Origin of the sequence: Rhizobium sp. H4 (genome assembly GCF_003013335.1) — a bacterium.
GTDB classification, from domain to species: Bacteria; Pseudomonadota; Alphaproteobacteria; order Rhizobiales; family Rhizobiaceae; genus Rhizobium; species Rhizobium sophoriradicis.
In genome coordinates this window covers 69,346-86,057 of the sequence record NZ_PSOW01000012.1, presented here as the reverse complement: position 1 = coordinate 86,057, position 16,712 = coordinate 69,346, and the positions used below count along the sequence as shown (strand labels likewise).

General features: G+C 62.6%; 14 protein-coding genes. 7 read left to right on the top strand and 7 right to left on the bottom strand.

The window, feature by feature from the left end:
* Together ugpC and C4N04_RS19375 are read left to right on the top strand one after the other, a co-directional pair.
* On the top strand, positions 1-1,089 hold the full coding sequence (gene ugpC, locus C4N04_RS19380) for a sn-glycerol-3-phosphate ABC transporter ATP-binding protein UgpC (protein WP_038686946.1): 1,089 nt from the start codon (positions 1-3) through the stop codon (positions 1,087-1,089).
* A 176-nt stretch (positions 1,090-1,265) separates the two neighbouring features.
* On the top strand, positions 1,266-1,619 hold the full coding sequence (locus C4N04_RS19375; RefSeq protein ID WP_009996042.1) for a hypothetical protein: 354 nt from the start codon (positions 1,266-1,268) through the stop codon (positions 1,617-1,619).
* Positions 1,620-1,702: 83 nt separating this feature from the next.
* On the opposite strand, the gene edd is transcribed toward C4N04_RS19375, so the two are convergent.
* From edd to C4N04_RS19350, 5 genes are all read right to left on the bottom strand, one after another.
* Positions 1,703-3,523 (bottom strand): phosphogluconate dehydratase, encoded by a 1,821-nt coding sequence (gene edd / locus C4N04_RS19370; protein WP_106796795.1) that lies wholly within the window; start codon positions 3,521-3,523, stop codon positions 1,703-1,705.
* 67 nt (positions 3,524-3,590) lie between these two features.
* Positions 3,591-4,289, bottom strand: a complete 699-nt coding sequence (pgl, locus tag C4N04_RS19365; RefSeq protein ID WP_106796794.1) for a 6-phosphogluconolactonase — start codon at positions 4,287-4,289, stop codon at positions 3,591-3,593.
* A gap of 10 nt (positions 4,290-4,299) precedes the next feature.
* A complete protein-coding gene (gene zwf, locus C4N04_RS19360) occupies positions 4,300-5,775 on the bottom strand; it encodes a glucose-6-phosphate dehydrogenase (RefSeq protein ID WP_038686952.1) in 1,476 nt (491 codons plus the stop codon).
* Between the two features lie 135 nt (positions 5,776-5,910).
* Entirely contained in the window at positions 5,911-7,206 is a 1,296-nt protein-coding gene (locus C4N04_RS19355; protein ID WP_106796793.1) for an FAD-binding oxidoreductase, read from the bottom strand.
* Positions 7,207-7,214: 8 nt separating this feature from the next.
* The gene (locus C4N04_RS19350; RefSeq protein WP_038686957.1) at positions 7,215-8,651 is read right to left on the bottom strand and encodes a glutamine synthetase family protein; all 1,437 of its coding nucleotides are present in this window, start codon (positions 8,649-8,651) and stop codon (positions 7,215-7,217) included.
* 87 nt (positions 8,652-8,738) lie between these two features.
* Between C4N04_RS19350 and C4N04_RS19345 the strand changes: the two genes are divergently transcribed.
* The 4 genes from C4N04_RS19345 (at position 8,739) to C4N04_RS19335 (ending at position 15,177) form a co-directional block, all read left to right on the top strand.
* Entirely contained in the window at positions 8,739-9,959 is a 1,221-nt protein-coding gene (locus C4N04_RS19345) for an NAD(P)/FAD-dependent oxidoreductase (RefSeq protein ID WP_106796792.1), read from the top strand.
* A 181-nt stretch (positions 9,960-10,140) separates the two neighbouring features.
* A complete protein-coding gene (locus tag C4N04_RS31895; RefSeq protein WP_170961360.1) occupies positions 10,141-10,284 on the top strand; it encodes a hypothetical protein in 144 nt (47 codons plus the stop codon).
* Between the two features lie 310 nt (positions 10,285-10,594).
* Entirely contained in the window at positions 10,595-13,126 is a 2,532-nt protein-coding gene (locus tag C4N04_RS19340) for a HAMP domain-containing methyl-accepting chemotaxis protein (RefSeq protein WP_106796791.1), read from the top strand.
* 203 nt (positions 13,127-13,329) lie between these two features.
* On the top strand, positions 13,330-15,177 hold the full coding sequence (locus tag C4N04_RS19335; RefSeq protein ID WP_106796790.1) for a methyl-accepting chemotaxis protein: 1,848 nt from the start codon (positions 13,330-13,332) through the stop codon (positions 15,175-15,177).
* On the opposite strand, the gene C4N04_RS19330 is transcribed toward C4N04_RS19335, so the two are convergent.
* On the bottom strand, positions 15,150-15,404 hold the full coding sequence (locus C4N04_RS19330) for a hypothetical protein (protein ID WP_199852488.1): 255 nt from the start codon (positions 15,402-15,404) through the stop codon (positions 15,150-15,152). The genes C4N04_RS19335 and C4N04_RS19330 overlap by 28 nt on opposite strands.
* A gap of 87 nt (positions 15,405-15,491) precedes the next feature.
* On the opposite strand from C4N04_RS19330, the gene C4N04_RS19325 reads away from it, so the two are divergent.
* Positions 15,492-16,361: a LysR family transcriptional regulator gene (locus C4N04_RS19325; protein WP_106796788.1), complete on the top strand. Its 870-nt coding sequence runs from the start codon at positions 15,492-15,494 to the stop codon at positions 16,359-16,361.
* Between the two features lie 95 nt (positions 16,362-16,456).
* Here C4N04_RS19325 and C4N04_RS19320 read toward each other — a convergent pair whose 3' ends face one another.
* Positions 16,457-16,693: a hypothetical protein gene (locus tag C4N04_RS19320; protein WP_004673767.1), complete on the bottom strand. Its 237-nt coding sequence runs from the start codon at positions 16,691-16,693 to the stop codon at positions 16,457-16,459.
* Positions 16,694-16,712: the final 19 nt, after the last annotated feature.

Below are 16,712 nucleotides of genomic sequence, written 5' to 3'. Positions count from 1 at the left end.
ATGACTGGACTGACGCTGAAGGATATCCGCAAATCATACGGTTCCGTGGACGTTCTCCACGGCATCGACCTCGATATCAAGCAAGGCGAATTCATCGTCTTCGTCGGTCCATCCGGCTGCGGCAAGTCCACGCTTCTGCGCATGATCGCCGGTCTCGAGGCGATTACCGGCGGTGAGATGTATATTGATGGCCAGCTCGTCAATGACGTGCCGCCGTCGAAACGCGGCATTGCCATGGTCTTTCAGTCCTACGCGCTCTATCCCCATATGACCGTCTACGACAACATGGCCTTCGGCATGAAGATCGCCGGTGAAAGCAGGCAGGAGATTGACCGCCGCGTCCGGGCGGCGGCCGAAAGCCTCCAGCTGAGCAATTATCTCGAGCGCCTGCCAAAGGCGCTCTCCGGCGGCCAGCGTCAGCGCGTGGCGATCGGCCGCGCCATCTGCCGCGATCCGAAGGTCTTCCTGTTCGACGAGCCGCTGTCGAACCTCGACGCCGCGCTGCGCGTCGCCACCCGCATCGAGATCGCCCGCCTCAACGAGCAGATGGCCGATACGACGATGATCTACGTCACCCATGACCAGGTCGAGGCGATGACGCTCGCCGACCGCATCGTCGTTCTTTCCGCCGGCAATATCGAACAGGTCGGCGCGCCGCTGGAACTCTACGAGCGCCCGGCAAACCTCTTCGTCGCCAAATTCATCGGCTCGCCGGCCATGAATATTATTCCGGCGACGATATCAGCCACCGGCAGCCAGACGACCGTGACGCTGACCGGCGGCATGTCGGTAACGCTCGATGTCGCGACCGACGCGTCCGAGAAGGGCAAGCAGGCGAGCTTCGGCGTTCGTCCGGAGGATCTGAGGATCGCCGACGGCGCCGATTACGTCTTCGAGGGCGAAGTGTCGATCGTCGAAGCGCTTGGCGAAGTGACGCTGCTCTATATCGAGGGCCTGGTTCCCGGCGAGCCGATCGTCGTCAAGCTCCCGGGCATTTACGATGTCCATAAGGGCCAGAGGATGCGCTTTGCCGCCGACCGGCAGAAGTTGCATCTCTTTGACGCAAGCGGCCATACCTACCGGAAATGAGCGAGCCATTTTTGGGGTAATATTCCCCGGAATTATACTTGGCGGAGCGGATTCTCACTTTCTGTTAAAGATCGGCTGCTACCTTTTCCCAGTCAATTTATGAGGGGGATAAGCAAGTGGCCGCTTCCAATCCGTCACAGCCAAGGTCTCATTTCCTGAGCAAGGAAGAATCCTTCATGTACGACCGCGAGGCGCGGTTCAAAATGGAGGACACGATGAATGCCGCGCGCATCGAATATACGGAAAAGGGCGTCATGCACGCGGCTTCGCGCCGTTGCGACATCGTCCGGATTTCGATGAGCAGCGCGACGCTCGCGATTCTCACCCAGTTCAACCTGCCGAAGCAGTTCTATCTGGACATTCCGGATGCCCGCATCACCAAGGTCGGCTGCCTGCTGATGAAGGTGAATGCCAACAATACGATCGAAGTCCGCTTCCTGCGCCTGCTGACGCAGAAGGAGCTGAACAAGATCTTCGTCTACAGCACGCATCCGGCGCACAAGGACTATGTTCTCGACATCCGCGCCTGACGGATAGATCGGGACTGCCAATAGCAAAAACCCGCGGGACGTTTCGCGTCTCGCGGGTTTTTGCTTATTTGCGTTGGTTACGTTCAGTGGAAGAGAACGCTCGCCCCTTGGTCCGAAGCGCCGACGGCGCGGCGGAACGGCGCGAAGAGCTCGCGGCCCATGCCGAATTCATTGTCGGAGAGATCGACGGTCACCGGCTCGCGCTCGGCCATGTCGGCCGCATCGACGAGCACTTCCAGCGTGCCCTTGATCGCGTCCAGGCGAATGATGTCGCCGTTCTTGATGCGGGCGATCGGGCCGCCGTCGACCGCTTCCGGCGTGACGTGGATCGCCGCCGGCACCTTGCCGGATGCGCCGGACATGCGCCCGTCGGTCAGAAGCGCCACGCGGAAGCCGCGATCCTGCAGCACGCCGAGCGGCGGCGTCAGCTTGTGCAGTTCCGGCATGCCGTTCGCCTTTGGGCCCTGGAAGCGCACGACGGCGACGAAATCGCGGTTGAGCTTGCCTTCCTTGAAGGCGTCCTGCAGTTCCTGCTGGCTGTGGAAGACGATCGCCGGCGCCTCGATAATGTGGCGCTCCGGCTTGACGGCGGAGATCTTGATGACCGCCTTGCCGAGATTGCCGCGCAGCATCTTCAGCCCGCCATTCGCCTGGAACGGCGTCTCGATGCTGGAGAGCACCTTCGGATCATGGCTCTTCTCCGGCGACGGCTCGCGCAACACGCCGCGGTTTTCGCCGAGGCGGGCATCGACCGTATAGGCCTGGAGGCCCTGGCCGAAGACGGTGCGTACGTCGTCATGCACCAGGCCGTGCTTCAGGAGTTCCTTGATCAGGAAGCCCATGCCGCCGGCCGCCTGGAAATGGTTCACGTCGGCAAGCCCGTTCGGATAGACGCGGGCCAGCAGCGGCACGATTTCGGAAAGCTCGGCGATGTCCTGCCAGGTGAGCTGGATGCCGGCTGCCCGCGCCATGGCGACGAGGTGCAGCGTGTGGTTGGTCGAGCCGCCGGTCGCATGCAGGCCGACGACACCGTTGACGACCGAGCGTTCGTCGATCATCTCGCCGGCCGGCGTGAATTCGTTGCCGAGCGCGGTGATCGCCAGCGCCCGCTTGGCGGCCTCGCGTGTCAGCGCTTCGCGCAGCGGCGTGCCGGGATTGATGAAGGAGGAGCCCGGCATATGGAAGCCCATGATCTCCATCAGCATCTGGTTGGAATTGGCGGTGCCGTAGAAGGTGCAGGTGCCGGGGCCGTGATAGGATTTCGATTCCGCCTCCAGGAGCTCGGCGCGGCCGACCTTGCCCTCGGCAAAGAGCTGACGCACCCGCGACTTCTCGTCGTTCGGCAGGCCTGTGGTCATCGGCCCGGCCGGAACGAAGATCGACGGCAGATGCCCGAAGGAGAGCGCCGCGATGACGAGGCCGGGAACGATCTTGTCGCAGACGCCGAGGAAGAGGGCGGCATCGAACATATTGTGCGACAGGCCGACGCCTGCGGCCATGGCGATCAGGTCGCGCGAAAAGAGCGACAGCTCCATGCCCGGCTGCCCCTGGGTGACGCCGTCGCACATGGCAGGCACGCCGCCTGCCACCTGGGCGACGCCGCCTGCTTCGGCGGCGGCCTCACGGATGATTGCGGGATAGGTCTCGAACGGCTGGTGGGCCGAGAGCATGTCGTTATAGGCAGTGATGATGCCGAGATTCGGAATGCGGTCGCCGGCAAGCGCGTCCTTCTCGGCGGGGGAACAGACCGCAAAGCCATGGGCGAGGTTGGCGCAGCCGAGCACCGAGCGTTGCACGCCCTTCGAGGCGGCGGCGCGCAGCCGTTCCAGATAGCGCTCGCGGGTCGGCTTCGAGCGTTCGACGATGCGGTTGGTGATCGCAGCAATGCGTGCGTGAGCGGACATGGAAGATCCCTGCCTTGTTCTGGTTCGTCTCAATGTGTTCGCCGGCTCCGGCGGCCGTCAGGCCGTATCAGGGAGCCCAGTAGATCTCGACCGGGGAAGTGGCCCGGCGCAGAACGGCGCGGATCGGCATGTCTGCCTCGTCACCGCTGCCTTCCGCCTTGGCGAGAACGTCTTTTTTGCCTTCGCCCTCGATATGGAGAACCAGCAGTGCCGCATCCTGAAGACTGGAGAAGGTGAAAGTCAGGCGCGGCTCGCCGGCTCCTTCTGCCTCCATGGTGATGACGCCGCGCGGCGTCGAGGCATCGAGCGCCTCGGCAAGATTGCTGCCGCCGGGAAAGAACGAGGCCGTGTGGCCGTCGCCGCCCATGCCGAGGATGACCACATCGAAGGGGATACCGATCTCGGCGCTTTTTTCCGTCGCCAGCCTTGCCGCCTCCTCGACCGAGGCTGCCGGCTGGTAAAGCGGCACGAACCGCGCCGCCTTTGCCTTGTCCTGCAAGAGATTGGCATCGACCAGCAGATGGTTCGAGCGGGTATTGTCGGCTGGCACGAAGCGTTCGTCAACCAGCGTGATCGTCACCTTGTCCCAGGCGATGTCGCGTGTCGACAGCGCCTGGAAGAAGGCCTTTGGCGTCGAGCCGCCGGAAACGGCGATGGAGGCGGCGCCACGGGCGGCGATCGCCGCCGAAAGCGTGTCGGCGACCTTGTCGGCGAGGCTGCCGGCGAGATCTGCGGGGCTGGCGAAGGAATGCATGGTCGATGCCATCGATGTCGTCCTAGATATCGTCATGCCAGGTGCGGCCGTCGCGCTCGATCAGCGCGATGGCCTGGCTCGGGCCCCAGGTGCCGGCCGTATAGCCCTGCACCTGCTGGCCGGTGGTTTCCCAACCTTTGAGGATCGGGTCGACCCATCTCCATGCTGCCTCGACTTCGTCGCGGCGCATGAACAATGTCTGGTTGGAGCGGATCACGTCCATCAGCAGGCGTTCATAGGCGTCGGGATTGCGAACGTTGAAGGCCTGGGCGAAGCTCATGTCGAGCGAAACGTTGCGCAGGCGCATGCCGCCCGGACCCGGGTCCTTGATCATCAGCGACTGCTTGACGCCCTCGTCCGGCTGCAGGCGGATGATCAGCTGGTTCTGGCTGATGCGGCCGGCGGCCTGATCGAAGATCGCATGCGGGATCGACTTGAAGGTGATGACGATCTCGGACATGCGCCCGGTAAGCCGCTTGCCGGTTCTGATGTAGAAGGGAACGCCGGCCCAGCGCCAATTGTTGATCTCGGCCTTGATGGCGACGAAGGTCTCGGTGTTGGAGACGCCGCCTTCGAGCTCTTCGAGATAGCCCTTGACCGGGCCGCTGCCCGAGGCGCCGGCGCGATACTGGCCGCGCACCGTCGCCTGCTCGACATTCGAGGCATCGAGCGGCTTCAGCGCCCGCAGCACCTTCAGCTTCTCGTCGCGAACGGCTTCCGAATCCATCGACGAGGGCACTTCCATCGCCGTCAGGCAGAGCAGCTGCAGAATGTGGTTCTGCACCATGTCGCGCAGCGCGCCCGCCGTATCGTAATAGCCTGCGCGGCCCTCGAGGCCGACCGATTCGGCCACAGTGATCTGCACGTGATCGATGTAGTTGGCATTCCACAGCGGCTCGTAGAGCGCATTGGCAAAGCGCAGCGCCATCAGGTTCTGCACCGTTTCCTTGCCGAGATAGTGGTCGATGCGGAAGATCTGCTCTTCCTTGAAGGCCCGGCCGATCATGTCGTTGAGCTGCAGCGCCGAGGCGAGGTCGCGGCCGATCGGCTTTTCGACGACGATGCGGGTCGATTTGGTAATCAGCTTATGGTCGGAGATCTTCTGCGAAATGTCGCCGAAGATGCCGGGTGCGACCGCCAAATAGAAGGCGCGCACCCGATCCTTGCTTTCGTCGAGCAGCTTCTTCAGCTGATCCCAGCCGCTGTCGGAGCGGGCATCCACCGAAACGTAATAAAGGCGGGCGCAGAACTTCTCGACTTCATTCTCGTCATATTCGCCCTTCTTCAGGTGTTCCTGCAGCGCGTCGCGGGCGAATTTGCGGTATTCCTCGTGCGTCAGCGGGCTGCGCGAAGCGCCGATCACCCTGGTCGGTTCGCCAAACTGGCCTTCGATCTGGCGGTGATAGAGGGCCGGCAGCAACTTGCGTTCGGCAAGGTCGCCGCTGCCGCCGAAGACGACGTAATCAAAAGGCTCAACGGGAATGATCTGGCTGCTCATGAGCTTGGTCTCTCAATCAGGCTGGTTGGCGGCCCTTTTAATCTAATCGATTTAAAAAAGCCAGTGTGCAGTGCAATGAATCTGTCAGGCACCGGTTTTAAAGCGAATTTCCATGAGAGGAAATCCGCAATCGGACTAAAACTTGTCGCGAAGCGCAAACCACGACAAGGCGAGGAAAAGCAGCGGCGCTCGCATACGGGCTCCACCGGGAAAGGCCGGAATATCGAGCGATTTGAACAGATCCAGATCGCCGGATTTGCCAACAACCATTTCCGCATAGAGCTTGCCACAGTAGTTTGACAGCATGACGCCATGGCCGGAATAACCGCCGATCGAGGTGACGCCGGGCATCACCTCTCGCACGAAGAGCTGGCGTGGCATGGTGATGCCGACGCTGCCGCCCCAGGCATGGGTGATTTCGATGTCTTTCAGGGCGGGATAGATTTCGCCGATCTGTCGGCGGATATGCTGCGAAATGTCTCGCGGATTGTCGGCCGTATAAGCCTCGCGTCCGCCGAACAGCAGACGGCCTTCGAATCGGCGGAAATAACGCACGACGAAGCGCGAATCGGCGACGGCCTCGCCGCCCGGCAGCACTTCGGGATGTTTATCGAGCGGGGCGGTGGCGCCGATGAAGGAGCGGATCGGCATGACATGGCTTGCCGTCACCGGTTCGAGGCCGTCGATATGCCCGTCGCAGGCAATCAGCGCCCGATCGGCGGTGATCGTGCCCCTTTCGGTTTCGACCGTCACCTTGCCGCCGCCCTGGCGGATCGCCTTTGCCGGCGTCATCTCGAAGATGGCAGCCCCCGCATCGGCGGCCACCCGCGCCAGCCCGACGAGCAGTTTCAGCGGATGGATGTGGCCGGTGCCGACATCGCGCACACCGCAATAAAAACGCTTCGAGCCGAGCCGCTCCTGCGTCTCTTTCTTGTCCATAAAGCTGATGTGCGGATAGTCGTACCGCCGCGCGGCGATTTCGGCATTCTCGCGATAGTCGCGTTCATAGCTTGCCTTGTGCGCGACGTTGAGCTGGCCGGGCACATAATCGATCTCGATCCGATGGTCCCGAGCGAAATCGAGAAGATGGTGCTTGGCCGCCTCGGCAACGTTAAACAGCGCCTTCGAGCGTTCATAGCCGATCTTTTCCTCCAGCTCTTCCGGCCACCATCGCTGGCCGGTCCCGAGCTGTCCGCCATTGCGCCCGGACGCCCCGTCGCCGAAGCGCCAGGCCTCGATCAGCACCACAGAAACGCCTGACTTGGCCAAGCGATAGGCGGCCTGCAGACCGGTATAGCCACCGCCGATGATGGCGACGTCGCATGTTCTCGAGCCGTCGAGAGCGGCATAGGTCGGCCGCTCGCCGACGGAGGCCTGATACCAGGATAGCCCGGGCGCGATCGGGCTTTGCCACATCTCATCAGATGCCATCCTATCCCTCACACGTTGAGCAGAAGGAATTCCCGCTCCCAGGGGCTGATCACCTGCATGAAGGTCTCGAACTCGCCGCGCTTGACGCCGGCATAAAGGCCGATGAACTGCTTGCCGAACACCTCTTCGAAGGCGGGCTCATCCTCCATCAGCGCCACCGCTTCCAAGAGGCCGCGCGGCAGGTCGATCGAGCCCTCATTGGCAGAATCCTCCGTCGGCGCCGTCGGCTCGATCTGCTTCATGATGCCGAGCAGGCCGGAAGCGAGCGAGGCGGCGAGCGCCAGATAGGGATTGGCGTCCGAACTCGGCAGCCGGTTTTCCACCCGGCGTGCCTGCGGATCGGACACCGGGACACGGAAGGCGGTGGTCCGGTTGTCGTAACCCCAGGCATTGTTGACAGGGCAGGACATGTCCGGCTGCAGGCGCCGGTAGGAATTCACGTAAGGGGCAAGCATCGCCAGCGCGCTCGGCACGAATTTCTGCATACCGCCGATGAAGTGGAAGAATTCCTTCGATGCCGATCCATCCGCATTGGAGAAGACGTTCCGGCCCGTCTCGATATTGACCACCGACTGGTGGATATGCATTGCCGACCCCGGCTGGCCCTGCATCGGCTTGGCCATGAAGGTCGCATAGATGTCGTGTTTTAAGGCCGCCTCGCGGATCGTGCGCTTGAACAGAAACACCTGGTCGGCAAGCTCGATCGGATTGCCGTGGCGCAGGTTGATTTCGAGCTGGGCCGGTCCCTCTTCATGGATCAGCGTGTCGATCTCCAGCCCCTGTTTCTCCGAGAAATGGTAGATGTCGTCGATCAATTCGTCGAATTCGTTGATGCCGGCGATCGAATAACCCTGGCCGCCGAGGATCGAGCGGCCGGAGCGGCCCTTCGGCGGATGCAGCGGATAGTCGGGGTCGTCATTCTTGGCGACCAGGTAGAATTCGATCTCGGGCGCAACGATCGGCTTCCAGCCGCGGTCGTGATAAAGGCTCATGATCCGCTTCAGCACGTTGCGCGGCGTATAGGGCACTTCGCCGCCGTCCGAATCGACGATGTCGCAGATCACCTGCGCCGTCGGGTCACTCTCCCAGGGCACGACCGAAAGCGTCGAAAGATCGGGCATCAGCTTCAGGTCGCTGTCGCGCGGCTCGTAGCGGAAGCTCTCCGTCTCTTCCGGGTACTCGCCGGAAATCGTGTGCCGGTAGATCGCGGAAGGCAGCGCCAGCGAGGTGTTGGAGGTGAATTTCGAACTCGGCATCATCTTGCCGCGCGGCACGCCGGCAAGGTCGGGCGTGATGCATTCGATGTCTTCGATGCCCCTGGCTCTCAGCCACTGCGCCGCTTCCTTCCAGTTCGCAACGCCGCGCAGGGATCCGGGTTCCGGGGGAGTTTTCGTCGAGGCGGGTACGGTTCTGGCAGGCTTCAGCGTCGTCTTTTTTGGGGACATGACACACCGGTTTGGTTGATCTTGGCGCCATCATAGCCGGACTTTGCCAATTGGCGAGAGGTCGAGAACGTTGACTTTCGCTCTTCGATGGAAAAGAAGACGCCGAATTTGATTAAGGAAACGGGTTTGCAGCGCAAAAGCGACGTCATCGTCATCGGCGCCGGGGCGGCGGGCATGATGGCGGCCATCCGCGCGGGAAAACGCGGTCGCTCGGTCTTGGTTCTCGACCATGCGCGAGCGCCCGGCGAGAAGATCCGCATCTCCGGCGGCGGCCGCTGCAATTTCACCAATATCCATGCCGGGCCGAAGAATTTTCTGTCCGCCAATCCGCATTTCTGCAAGTCGGCGCTTGCCCGTTTCACGCCTGCCGATTTCATCGCCATGGTCGAGCGGCACCGAATTGCCTGGCATGAAAAGACGCTGGGCCAGCTGTTCTGCGACGACAGTGCCAAGGACATCATCCGCATGCTCTTGGACGAGATGCGCGCCGTCGGCGCGGTGCTGCAGCTCGGCACCGATATATCGGCCGTCGAAAGGCTGGAGACGGGTTTCCGCGTCTCGACCGGCGACGGGGTTTACGAAGCCGCATCTGTGATCGTCGCCACCGGCGGCAAATCGATCCCGAAGATGGGAGCCACCGGCTTTGCCTATCGCCTCGCCGAGCAGTTCGGCCTGGCCGTGCTCGAAACCCGCCCGGCTCTGGTGCCGCTGACGCTCGATCCGGGCCTGCTCGCAAGCATTGCGCCGCTTGCCGGCATTTCCGCTCCGGCCGAAATCCGCCATGGCAAGACAGCCTTCCGCGAAGCACTGCTGTTTACCCATCGCGGCTTGAGCGGACCTGCCATCCTGCAGATCTCCTCCTATTGGCGCGAAGGCGACGAGATCGTCCTTGCCATCGAACCGGATATCGACATCGCCGCGCAGCTGAAGAGGGCAAAGCAGCTGAACGGCCGCCAGTCGGCCCAGACCGCGCTTGGCGAGATCCTGCCGAAGCGGCTGGCGCAGTTTCTCGTCGAGCGCGAAAAGATCTCAGGTAATATGGCCGACCTAGCCGACAAGGCGCTGCTGCGTCTTGCCGCGAGCGCCCAGAACTTTGCGGTCAAGCCTTCCGGTTCTGAAGGCTATCGCACCGCCGAAGTGACGCTCGGGGGCATCGATACGGCTGCGCTCGACTCACGCAGCATGGAGGCCAAGGCCGTGCCCGGCCTCTATTTCATCGGCGAATGCGTCGACGTCACCGGCTGGCTCGGCGGCTATAATTTCCAATGGGCCTGGGCCTCGGGATTTGCCGCGGGCGAATGCGCCTGAAGCTTTCGCTGCCTGCATATCGGCGGAACTGCTGCCGCATATATTAGCAATACGATTCAAGACTTCTTAAGAGAGGTGCGCCATCCTGTCTCAATTGGCGGTTTGCAAAGCTCTTCCTAGATTAAGCTTTACCCGCAAGCCGTTTTGATGGATTGTTGTGTCAGAAGAGTGAGGTTCGAGCATGACCAGAAACGCACGACGCGCCCGCGCCATCGCAATCACCCAGGCAAAGCCTGACATCAGGATGGCCGTCCTGCGATATTTGATGCTCGCAGCCGGCGCCACAGCCGCCAGCCTGGCGCTGTTGCTCGCGCACCTCCTCTGACCTGTCCTCGCATCTGAAAGTAACCTTGGCGCCTTTCGATCGCGGCATCGCGGTCCTGTGGCGCCTAAATTGCAACTATTTCACCGTCTTGGCGGAACCCGCCGTCACCGCTTATCCGAAAATTAATACCTAAGCTGACACAATTGCCCGCGTTATTTGGGCATCTCCAACTTGCTTGGACATGAACCGGCAATGACTGCCGCCTGGCTTCCGGGTCCCCCGATGTAAAAAGAATAGCTCGATGTGCACTCGGCTGGCGCGCCTGATGGCTGCCCGCGGGAGGAGTTGTGTATGAAAGGCCCGGAACGCCATGTTGATTGACAAGATTCTTTCCCGCTTCAGGATCAAGACGAAGGTTCTGATCTTCGTTCTGCCCTTCGTTGTGACCATTTCGGCGGTGGGCCTGACGGGCCTTTATGCTTCCGGACTTCTGCAGGGCCGCATGGAAATCTCCAACAGCGTGCTGCAGTCGCTGAGCGGGTTCAAGGATCTCTACGGTTCGATGGACGATTTCCTGCGCATTACCAGTCAGCAGGCGCGCGACAAGCTGCTCACCGATCTGAAGACTCAGCAGGGCGTGCTCGACCAGACGCTGAACCAGGTGGGCGAAGAGGCTGCCGGCCGCGACAGCCTTGCGGAAGCCTCGAGCCGTACCAAGGATATATCGGGCGTCGTCGACAAGCTCTGGGCCCTGCATGAGCAGGAAGTCGCGCTGCACGAGCAGATCGACGCAGCGCAGAAGAGCCTGATCAGCACCCGCTTCACGGTCTCCTACCAGGCCGAGGAATTGCAGACCGCGCTCCAGCGCGATGAGAGTGCTGCCACCGTCACTCTTCGCACCGCCGACCGCCTGCTGAAGGGCGGCGATTTCCTCGGCACAGTCGCCAGCGGCTTCAGCAAGCCGCAGACGCCGCAGGACAAGATCGCCTTCATCAACGAGCAGATGCCGGAGATCATCAAGGCCCAGCGTCTGATCGCCATTTCGGTCCCAACCAACCAGAAGAACGTCATCGACGCCCTGGCGGCGACGATCGACAGCATCAAGGCGATTGCCCAGATGCCCGCGCCGACCGACGAGAACGTCGCCGAACTCGGCCGTCTCGTCTCCCGCTTCCGCCAGACCTCGACCTATACGCAGCTCACCGCGACGCAGAAGATGCGCGAGGCAACCCAGCGCTTCGCCGAGCTCGAGGGCCGCATCGCCCAGACCAACTCCGTCCTTCAGGACACGCGGCGCCTGGAAAATTCCGTCTATGCGCTGCAGATCGTGCTGTCCGACTTCCTCTCCAATTCGAGCAAGGATAATCTCGTGCGCCTGCAGCAGCAGGCCGGCACGCTCGGCAAGGACATGCAGGTTCTGACCACCAGCGCCAAGGGCATGGGCTTTGCCGAAGGCATCTCCGGCGCGATCCAGCCGGCCCTCGACGCCATTTCCGGCGGTGGCTCGAAGATCGTCGATACGATCGGTGAGCGCGTCTCGGCCTATGCCGCCGCCCGCCAGGAACTCGACCAGATCTGGACGAAGCTGACCGATTTCGCCGAGCTGCAGAAACAGACGGCCGGCACCGAGCGCACCCAGGCAAACAGCATCTCGGTGCTCACCACCGGTCTCGGCATCTTGCTGTCGATCCTCGGCGGCATCGCCCTGGTGCTGACGCTGCAGCGCCCGATCAGCCAGATCACGGCCGCCATGCGCCGCATCGCCGAAGGGTCGCTGGATACCAGGATTTCAGGCGAGCAGCGCTACGACGAAATCGGCGACATGGCCCGCGCGCTCGGCATCTTCAAGGAGAATGCCATCTCGAAGATCCGCATCGAGGAGCAGAGCGACGAGGAACGCGCCGCCGCCGAACACGAGCGCCAGCGCAACGACGCCGAAAAGCGCGAGATGGACCGGCAGATCGAATTTGCCGTCAACGCGCTTGCCGCCGGCCTCGAACGCATGTCGCAGGGCGATATCTCGACGACGATCGAAACGCCCTTCATCGGCCGCCTCGAACAGTTGCGTCAGGACTTCAACGGTTCGATGCTGCGCCTGCAGGCAACGATGAGCCAGATCCGCGACAATGTCGAACTGATCCAGGGCAACGGCAACCAGATGGCCCAGTCGGCCGAAGATCTCTCCAAGCGCACCGAACAACAGGCGGCTTCGCTCGAAGAGACGGCGGCTGCCGTCGATCAGATCACCGTCACGGTGCGCTCGTCGGCCGAACGCGCCAAGGATGCCGACCAGATCGTCCGGCAGGCCAAGCGCAGCGCCGACGATTCCGCCGTCGTCGTCAGCAATGCGATCGACGCAATGGGCCGCATCGAGGATGCCGCGCGCCAGATCGAGCAGATCATCGGCGTCATCGACGAGATCGCCTTCCAGACCAACTTGCTGGCGCTCAACGCCGGCATCGAGGCGGCGCGCGCCGGCGAGGCCGGCAAGGGTTTCGCCGTCGTCGCCATGGAAGTCCGGGAACTCGCCCAGCGCTCCGCCGCCGCGGCGCAGGAGATCAAGGGACTGATTAACAAGTCGACCAACGAGGTCAGCTCCGGCTCACAATTCGTGCAGGAGACCGGCACGGTGCTCGCCAAGATCAGCGCCCAAATCGTCACGATCAGCCAGCATGTCGAGATGATCGCCCGCGCCAGCCACGACCAGTCCAACGCGTTGCAGAGCGTCAACTCGACCGTCAACCAGATGGACCAGATGACGCAGAAGAACGCCGCCATGGTCGAGGAGACGACCGCCGCCAGCCGCGAACTGGCCGACGAGGCCGATGCGCTGCGCCGCCTCATCCAGCAGTTCAAGATCGACGGCGGGGTGGGTGAAGCGCGGGTCTACCGCGCCGCCTGATCAGCGCTTGATTTCCATTGTTTCGACGGCCCCGGTTTTCCGGGGCCGTTTGCGTATTGGTAAGGCACGATCGGCCGCCTTGGCAGGCCGATCGGAATGTCCGAAAACGGGGCGGTTATTATCCCGGCCAATTCAGATTTACGGAAAATTTTCCTTAACGCTTTTCCTCTAATTTAGCCCTTGTTGTGTCGCCGGGGGTTTTGATGCCGCGCCTTTTCTCTACATCCATCGTCCGCCAGATCGTTGCGATCACGCTGTTTCTGCTGGCGATCAGCACGGCGGCGATTGTCGGCGTGACCTATTACAATCTGAGCGGCCATGTGATGGATGGCGCCGTCTCCGACGCCAGGGACGCCGCCCGCGCCATGGCCGTCCTCTACGGCGCGGCCGATCAGGCCGCCAAGGTCGAGGTCAAGGACAACAAGCTCTCTGCCGTCACCGAAGAGGCCATTCCGGCCCTTGCCGATCATTCGCTGGTCGACCGCACCGCTCAGTCGATTGCCGGCGTTGCGACGATCTTCCAGAAGCAGGGCGGCGACTACGTCCGCATATCCACCAACGTCAAGAAGGAAAACGGCGACCGCGCCGTCGGCACCAAGCTTGCAGCCGAGCACCCGGCTCAGAAGGTCCTGGCGCGGGGCGAAGCCTATTTCGGCCCGGCCCAACTGTTCGGCCGCGAATTCATGACCGGTTACTTCCCGATCAAGAACGCATCGAACGCCAATGTCGGCATTCTCTTCATCGGCATTCCGATGGAATTCTATTATCAGCGCATGAATGAGCTGCTGATCCTGGTTCTCGGCATCGGCGCCGTCGTCATGCTCATCGTCGGTGTTCTCGCCTTCTATGCGATCCGCTGGTCGGTTAAGCCTTTGCAGACGCTGACCGCGAGCGTCCACTCAATCTCCTCGGGCAATCTCGAAGGGGCGATCCCCTGTCTCGAGAAGAAGAACGAGTTCGGCGAGATCGGCCGCGCCCTCTCGCTCTTCCGCGACAGCGCCCGCGCCCGCCGCGACCTGGAAACCGAGGCGGCCGAACAGCGCGCGCTCAGCGATGCCGAGCGCGCCAGGAACGATGCCGACAAGCGTTCGCTCGACGGCCAGATCGACTTTGCCGTCAACCAGCTTGCCGCCGGCCTTGGGCGTCTATCGCAGGGTGATGTCTCGCAAACGATCGGCACGCCTTTCGTCGGCCGGCTGGAGCAGCTGCGCGTCGATTTCAACGCCTCGCTGCTGCGGCTGCAGGATACGCTCTCCGGCATCCGCGACAGTGCCTCGACGATCCAGCGCAACAGCGGCGCCGTCTCGGCTTCCGCCGATGAGCTTTCGAAACGCACCGAAGCGCAGGCGGCAAACCTCGAGGAGACCGCCGCCGCAGTCGAAGAGATCACCGTCACGGTTCGCTCTTCCGCCGAGCGCGCCCGTGAAGCCAACAGCGTCGTCGCCGCGACCAAGAAGACGGCCGACAATTCCGGCGCCGTCGTCGGCGATGCCGTCGCTGCCATGGGGCGCATCGAAGAGGCTTCGCAGCGGATTGAACAGATCATCGAGGTGATCGACGATATCGCCTTCCAGACCAATCTTCTGGCGCTCAATGCCGGCATCGAGGCGGCGCGGGCCGGCGAGGCCGGCAAGGGTTTTGCCGTCGTCGCCCAGGAGGTTCGTGAGCTTGCCCAGCGTTCGGCCGATGCGGCGCGCGAGATCAAGTCGCTGATCGAGACATCCAGCCGCGAAGTGACGGCCGGCTCCGAGCTGGTCCAGAAGACCGGCAGCGTTCTTGCCTCGATCAGCCAGGAAATCATCGCGATCAGCGGCCATGTCGAGACCATCGCCACCGCCAGCCGCGACCAGTCAGCGGCGCTGCAGGAGGTCAACGGTTCGGTAAACGCTATGGACCAGATGACCCAGAAGAACGCCTCGATGGTTGCCGAGACGACGCAGGCAAGCCGCCTGCTCGCCGGCGAAGCCGATACGCTGATGACACTGATCGAGCGTTTCCGCATCGGCGGAGAGCCGGCGACCGCTCACCTCGGCGCAAGGAAAGTCGCCTGAGGAGCAAGGCCGTGACGGCCGCAGGATTGCGCCGCAATGCTGCGGCGCCTTCCGTTCGCTGCGACCCGCCTCAAAATGAGGTCGAGCGAGGTCAGCCAGGCGGCGAAGCGGATGATGCCGCTGTCTCCGTACTCGGCATAGAACCGCTCTTCATCCGCCTTGGAGCCGCTTGGCTTGGAGAAATGCCGGTATCCGTGGACGCCGGCGACGGTGATCATGTCGAACATGGCGATGTCCTTTCTGTTAGACATCACGTCATTTAGGCCTCAAAATTCTCTTCATAAACAGGAAAAATCCCGCTATGTTTTTCATCAATGAAAAACGCGAATTGGGATTCCTATCAGCTTTTCCTGCAGGTCGCCCGGCTCGGCGGCCTGACGGGAGCAAGCGCTGCCAGCGGGCTCAGTCCCGCGACCGTTGGCCGGCGCATGCTCGATCTCGAGCAGGAGGTCGGCCGCGCCTTGTTTTCGCGCAGCCAGACCGGTTATCGGCTGACGCAGGATGGCCAGGCGCTGCTCGATCATCTTCAGGAAATGGAAGCTGCTGCCCGCAAGGTGGAGGCCTGGCGCCAATCCGGTGAGGGCGGCACGACGGTCAGGATCACCGCCGGCACCTGGCTCGCTTGGCTGCTGACCGAAAATTTCGCCGCAATCCGTATGCCGGGGGATGCCTTCGCCATCGCTCTCTCCATCGGCGAGGCGCGGGCGAGCCTTGCCTATCGTGAGAGCGATATCGGCATTCGCGCCTTCGAGCCGGAAGAGGGCAATCTGGCCGCCCGCCAGCTCGGCGAGGTGGCCTATGCCGTTTATGCCAGACGCAACGCCGCCGAGACCGACGAGCGCTGGATCGCCGTCGGCGAGGAGGAGGCGATCTCGGCCTATCTGCGCTGGCCGCACGCCCATGCAGCATCCGGGATCGTCGCCACCGTCAATCGGCCGCGTTCGCTGCCGGATCTGGTGCGCGCCGGCGCCGGCAAGACCGTGCTTCCCTGCTTCGTCGGCGATCTCCATCCGGAACTGCAGCGCCAGGGCGGCGAGTTGCCGGAATTGCGCCACCGCCAATGGATCGTCATGAATGCCGAGGACCGTCATCGCCCCGAAATCCGCACGGTTGCCGACCGAATGACCAAGCTCATCCGAAGTTATGCCGATCTCTTCGCCGGAAAACGGCCGAGCCGCGGCTGATCGTCAGGGCATTTTATGTTTACGGCAAAGCGCCCGCACACTCATCGAATGCGCGGGCGCTTTGGTTGAAAGTCGGGCCGCGTCGGCCGTCCCGGTCAGTGCCGGTTGGTGACGACGACCGGAATGAGCAGGTCGCCCCAGTTGCCGTCGCCGCCGTGATGACGGGCCGAGCGCACCAGTTCGACCGAAACGCCGGCCTCGACGGCTTTCATGACCGACTGGTTCAGCCGGTGCAGGTCGTTGGCGAGCATGCGGATCGTCGTCTGCTGATCCTCGCTCATGCTGGTCGTCTGCTCTTCGGCCCGTTCCCGGACGCGTGAAATGGATGCCATGGTCTTGTCCTCCTCTTCG

Excerpts from the sequence above, each read along its gene's own strand:
- zwf (WP_038686952.1), bottom strand. The coding sequence starts at position 5,775 with ATGAGCAGCCAGATCATTCCCGTTGAGCCTTTTGATTACGTCGTCTTC.
- C4N04_RS19355 (WP_106796793.1), bottom strand. The coding sequence starts at position 7,206 with ATGGCATCTGATGAGATGTGGCAAAGCCCGATCGCGCCCGGGCTATCC.
- C4N04_RS19320 (WP_004673767.1), bottom strand. The coding sequence starts at position 16,693 with ATGGCATCCATTTCACGCGTCCGGGAACGGGCCGAAGAGCAGACGACC.
- C4N04_RS31895 (WP_170961360.1), top strand. The coding sequence starts at position 10,141 with ATGACCAGAAACGCACGACGCGCCCGCGCCATCGCAATCACCCAGGCA.
- ugpC (WP_038686946.1), top strand. The coding sequence starts at position 1 with ATGACTGGACTGACGCTGAAGGATATCCGCAAATCATACGGTTCCGTG.
- C4N04_RS19340 (WP_106796791.1), top strand. The coding sequence starts at position 10,595 with ATGTTGATTGACAAGATTCTTTCCCGCTTCAGGATCAAGACGAAGGTT.
- C4N04_RS19335 (WP_106796790.1), top strand. The coding sequence starts at position 13,330 with ATGCCGCGCCTTTTCTCTACATCCATCGTCCGCCAGATCGTTGCGATC.
- pgl (WP_106796794.1), bottom strand. The coding sequence starts at position 4,289 with ATGGCATCGACCATGCATTCCTTCGCCAGCCCCGCAGATCTCGCCGGC.
- C4N04_RS19330 (WP_199852488.1), bottom strand. The coding sequence starts at position 15,404 with ATGTTCGACATGATCACCGTCGCCGGCGTCCACGGATACCGGCATTTC.
- edd (WP_106796795.1), bottom strand. The coding sequence starts at position 3,523 with ATGTCCGCTCACGCACGCATTGCTGCGATCACCAACCGCATCGTCGAA.
- C4N04_RS19345 (WP_106796792.1), top strand. The coding sequence starts at position 8,739 with ATGGAAAAGAAGACGCCGAATTTGATTAAGGAAACGGGTTTGCAGCGC.
- C4N04_RS19375 (WP_009996042.1), top strand. The coding sequence starts at position 1,266 with ATGTACGACCGCGAGGCGCGGTTCAAAATGGAGGACACGATGAATGCC.
- C4N04_RS19350 (WP_038686957.1), bottom strand. The coding sequence starts at position 8,651 with ATGTCCCCAAAAAAGACGACGCTGAAGCCTGCCAGAACCGTACCCGCC.
- C4N04_RS19325 (WP_106796788.1), top strand. The coding sequence starts at position 15,492 with ATGAAAAACGCGAATTGGGATTCCTATCAGCTTTTCCTGCAGGTCGCC.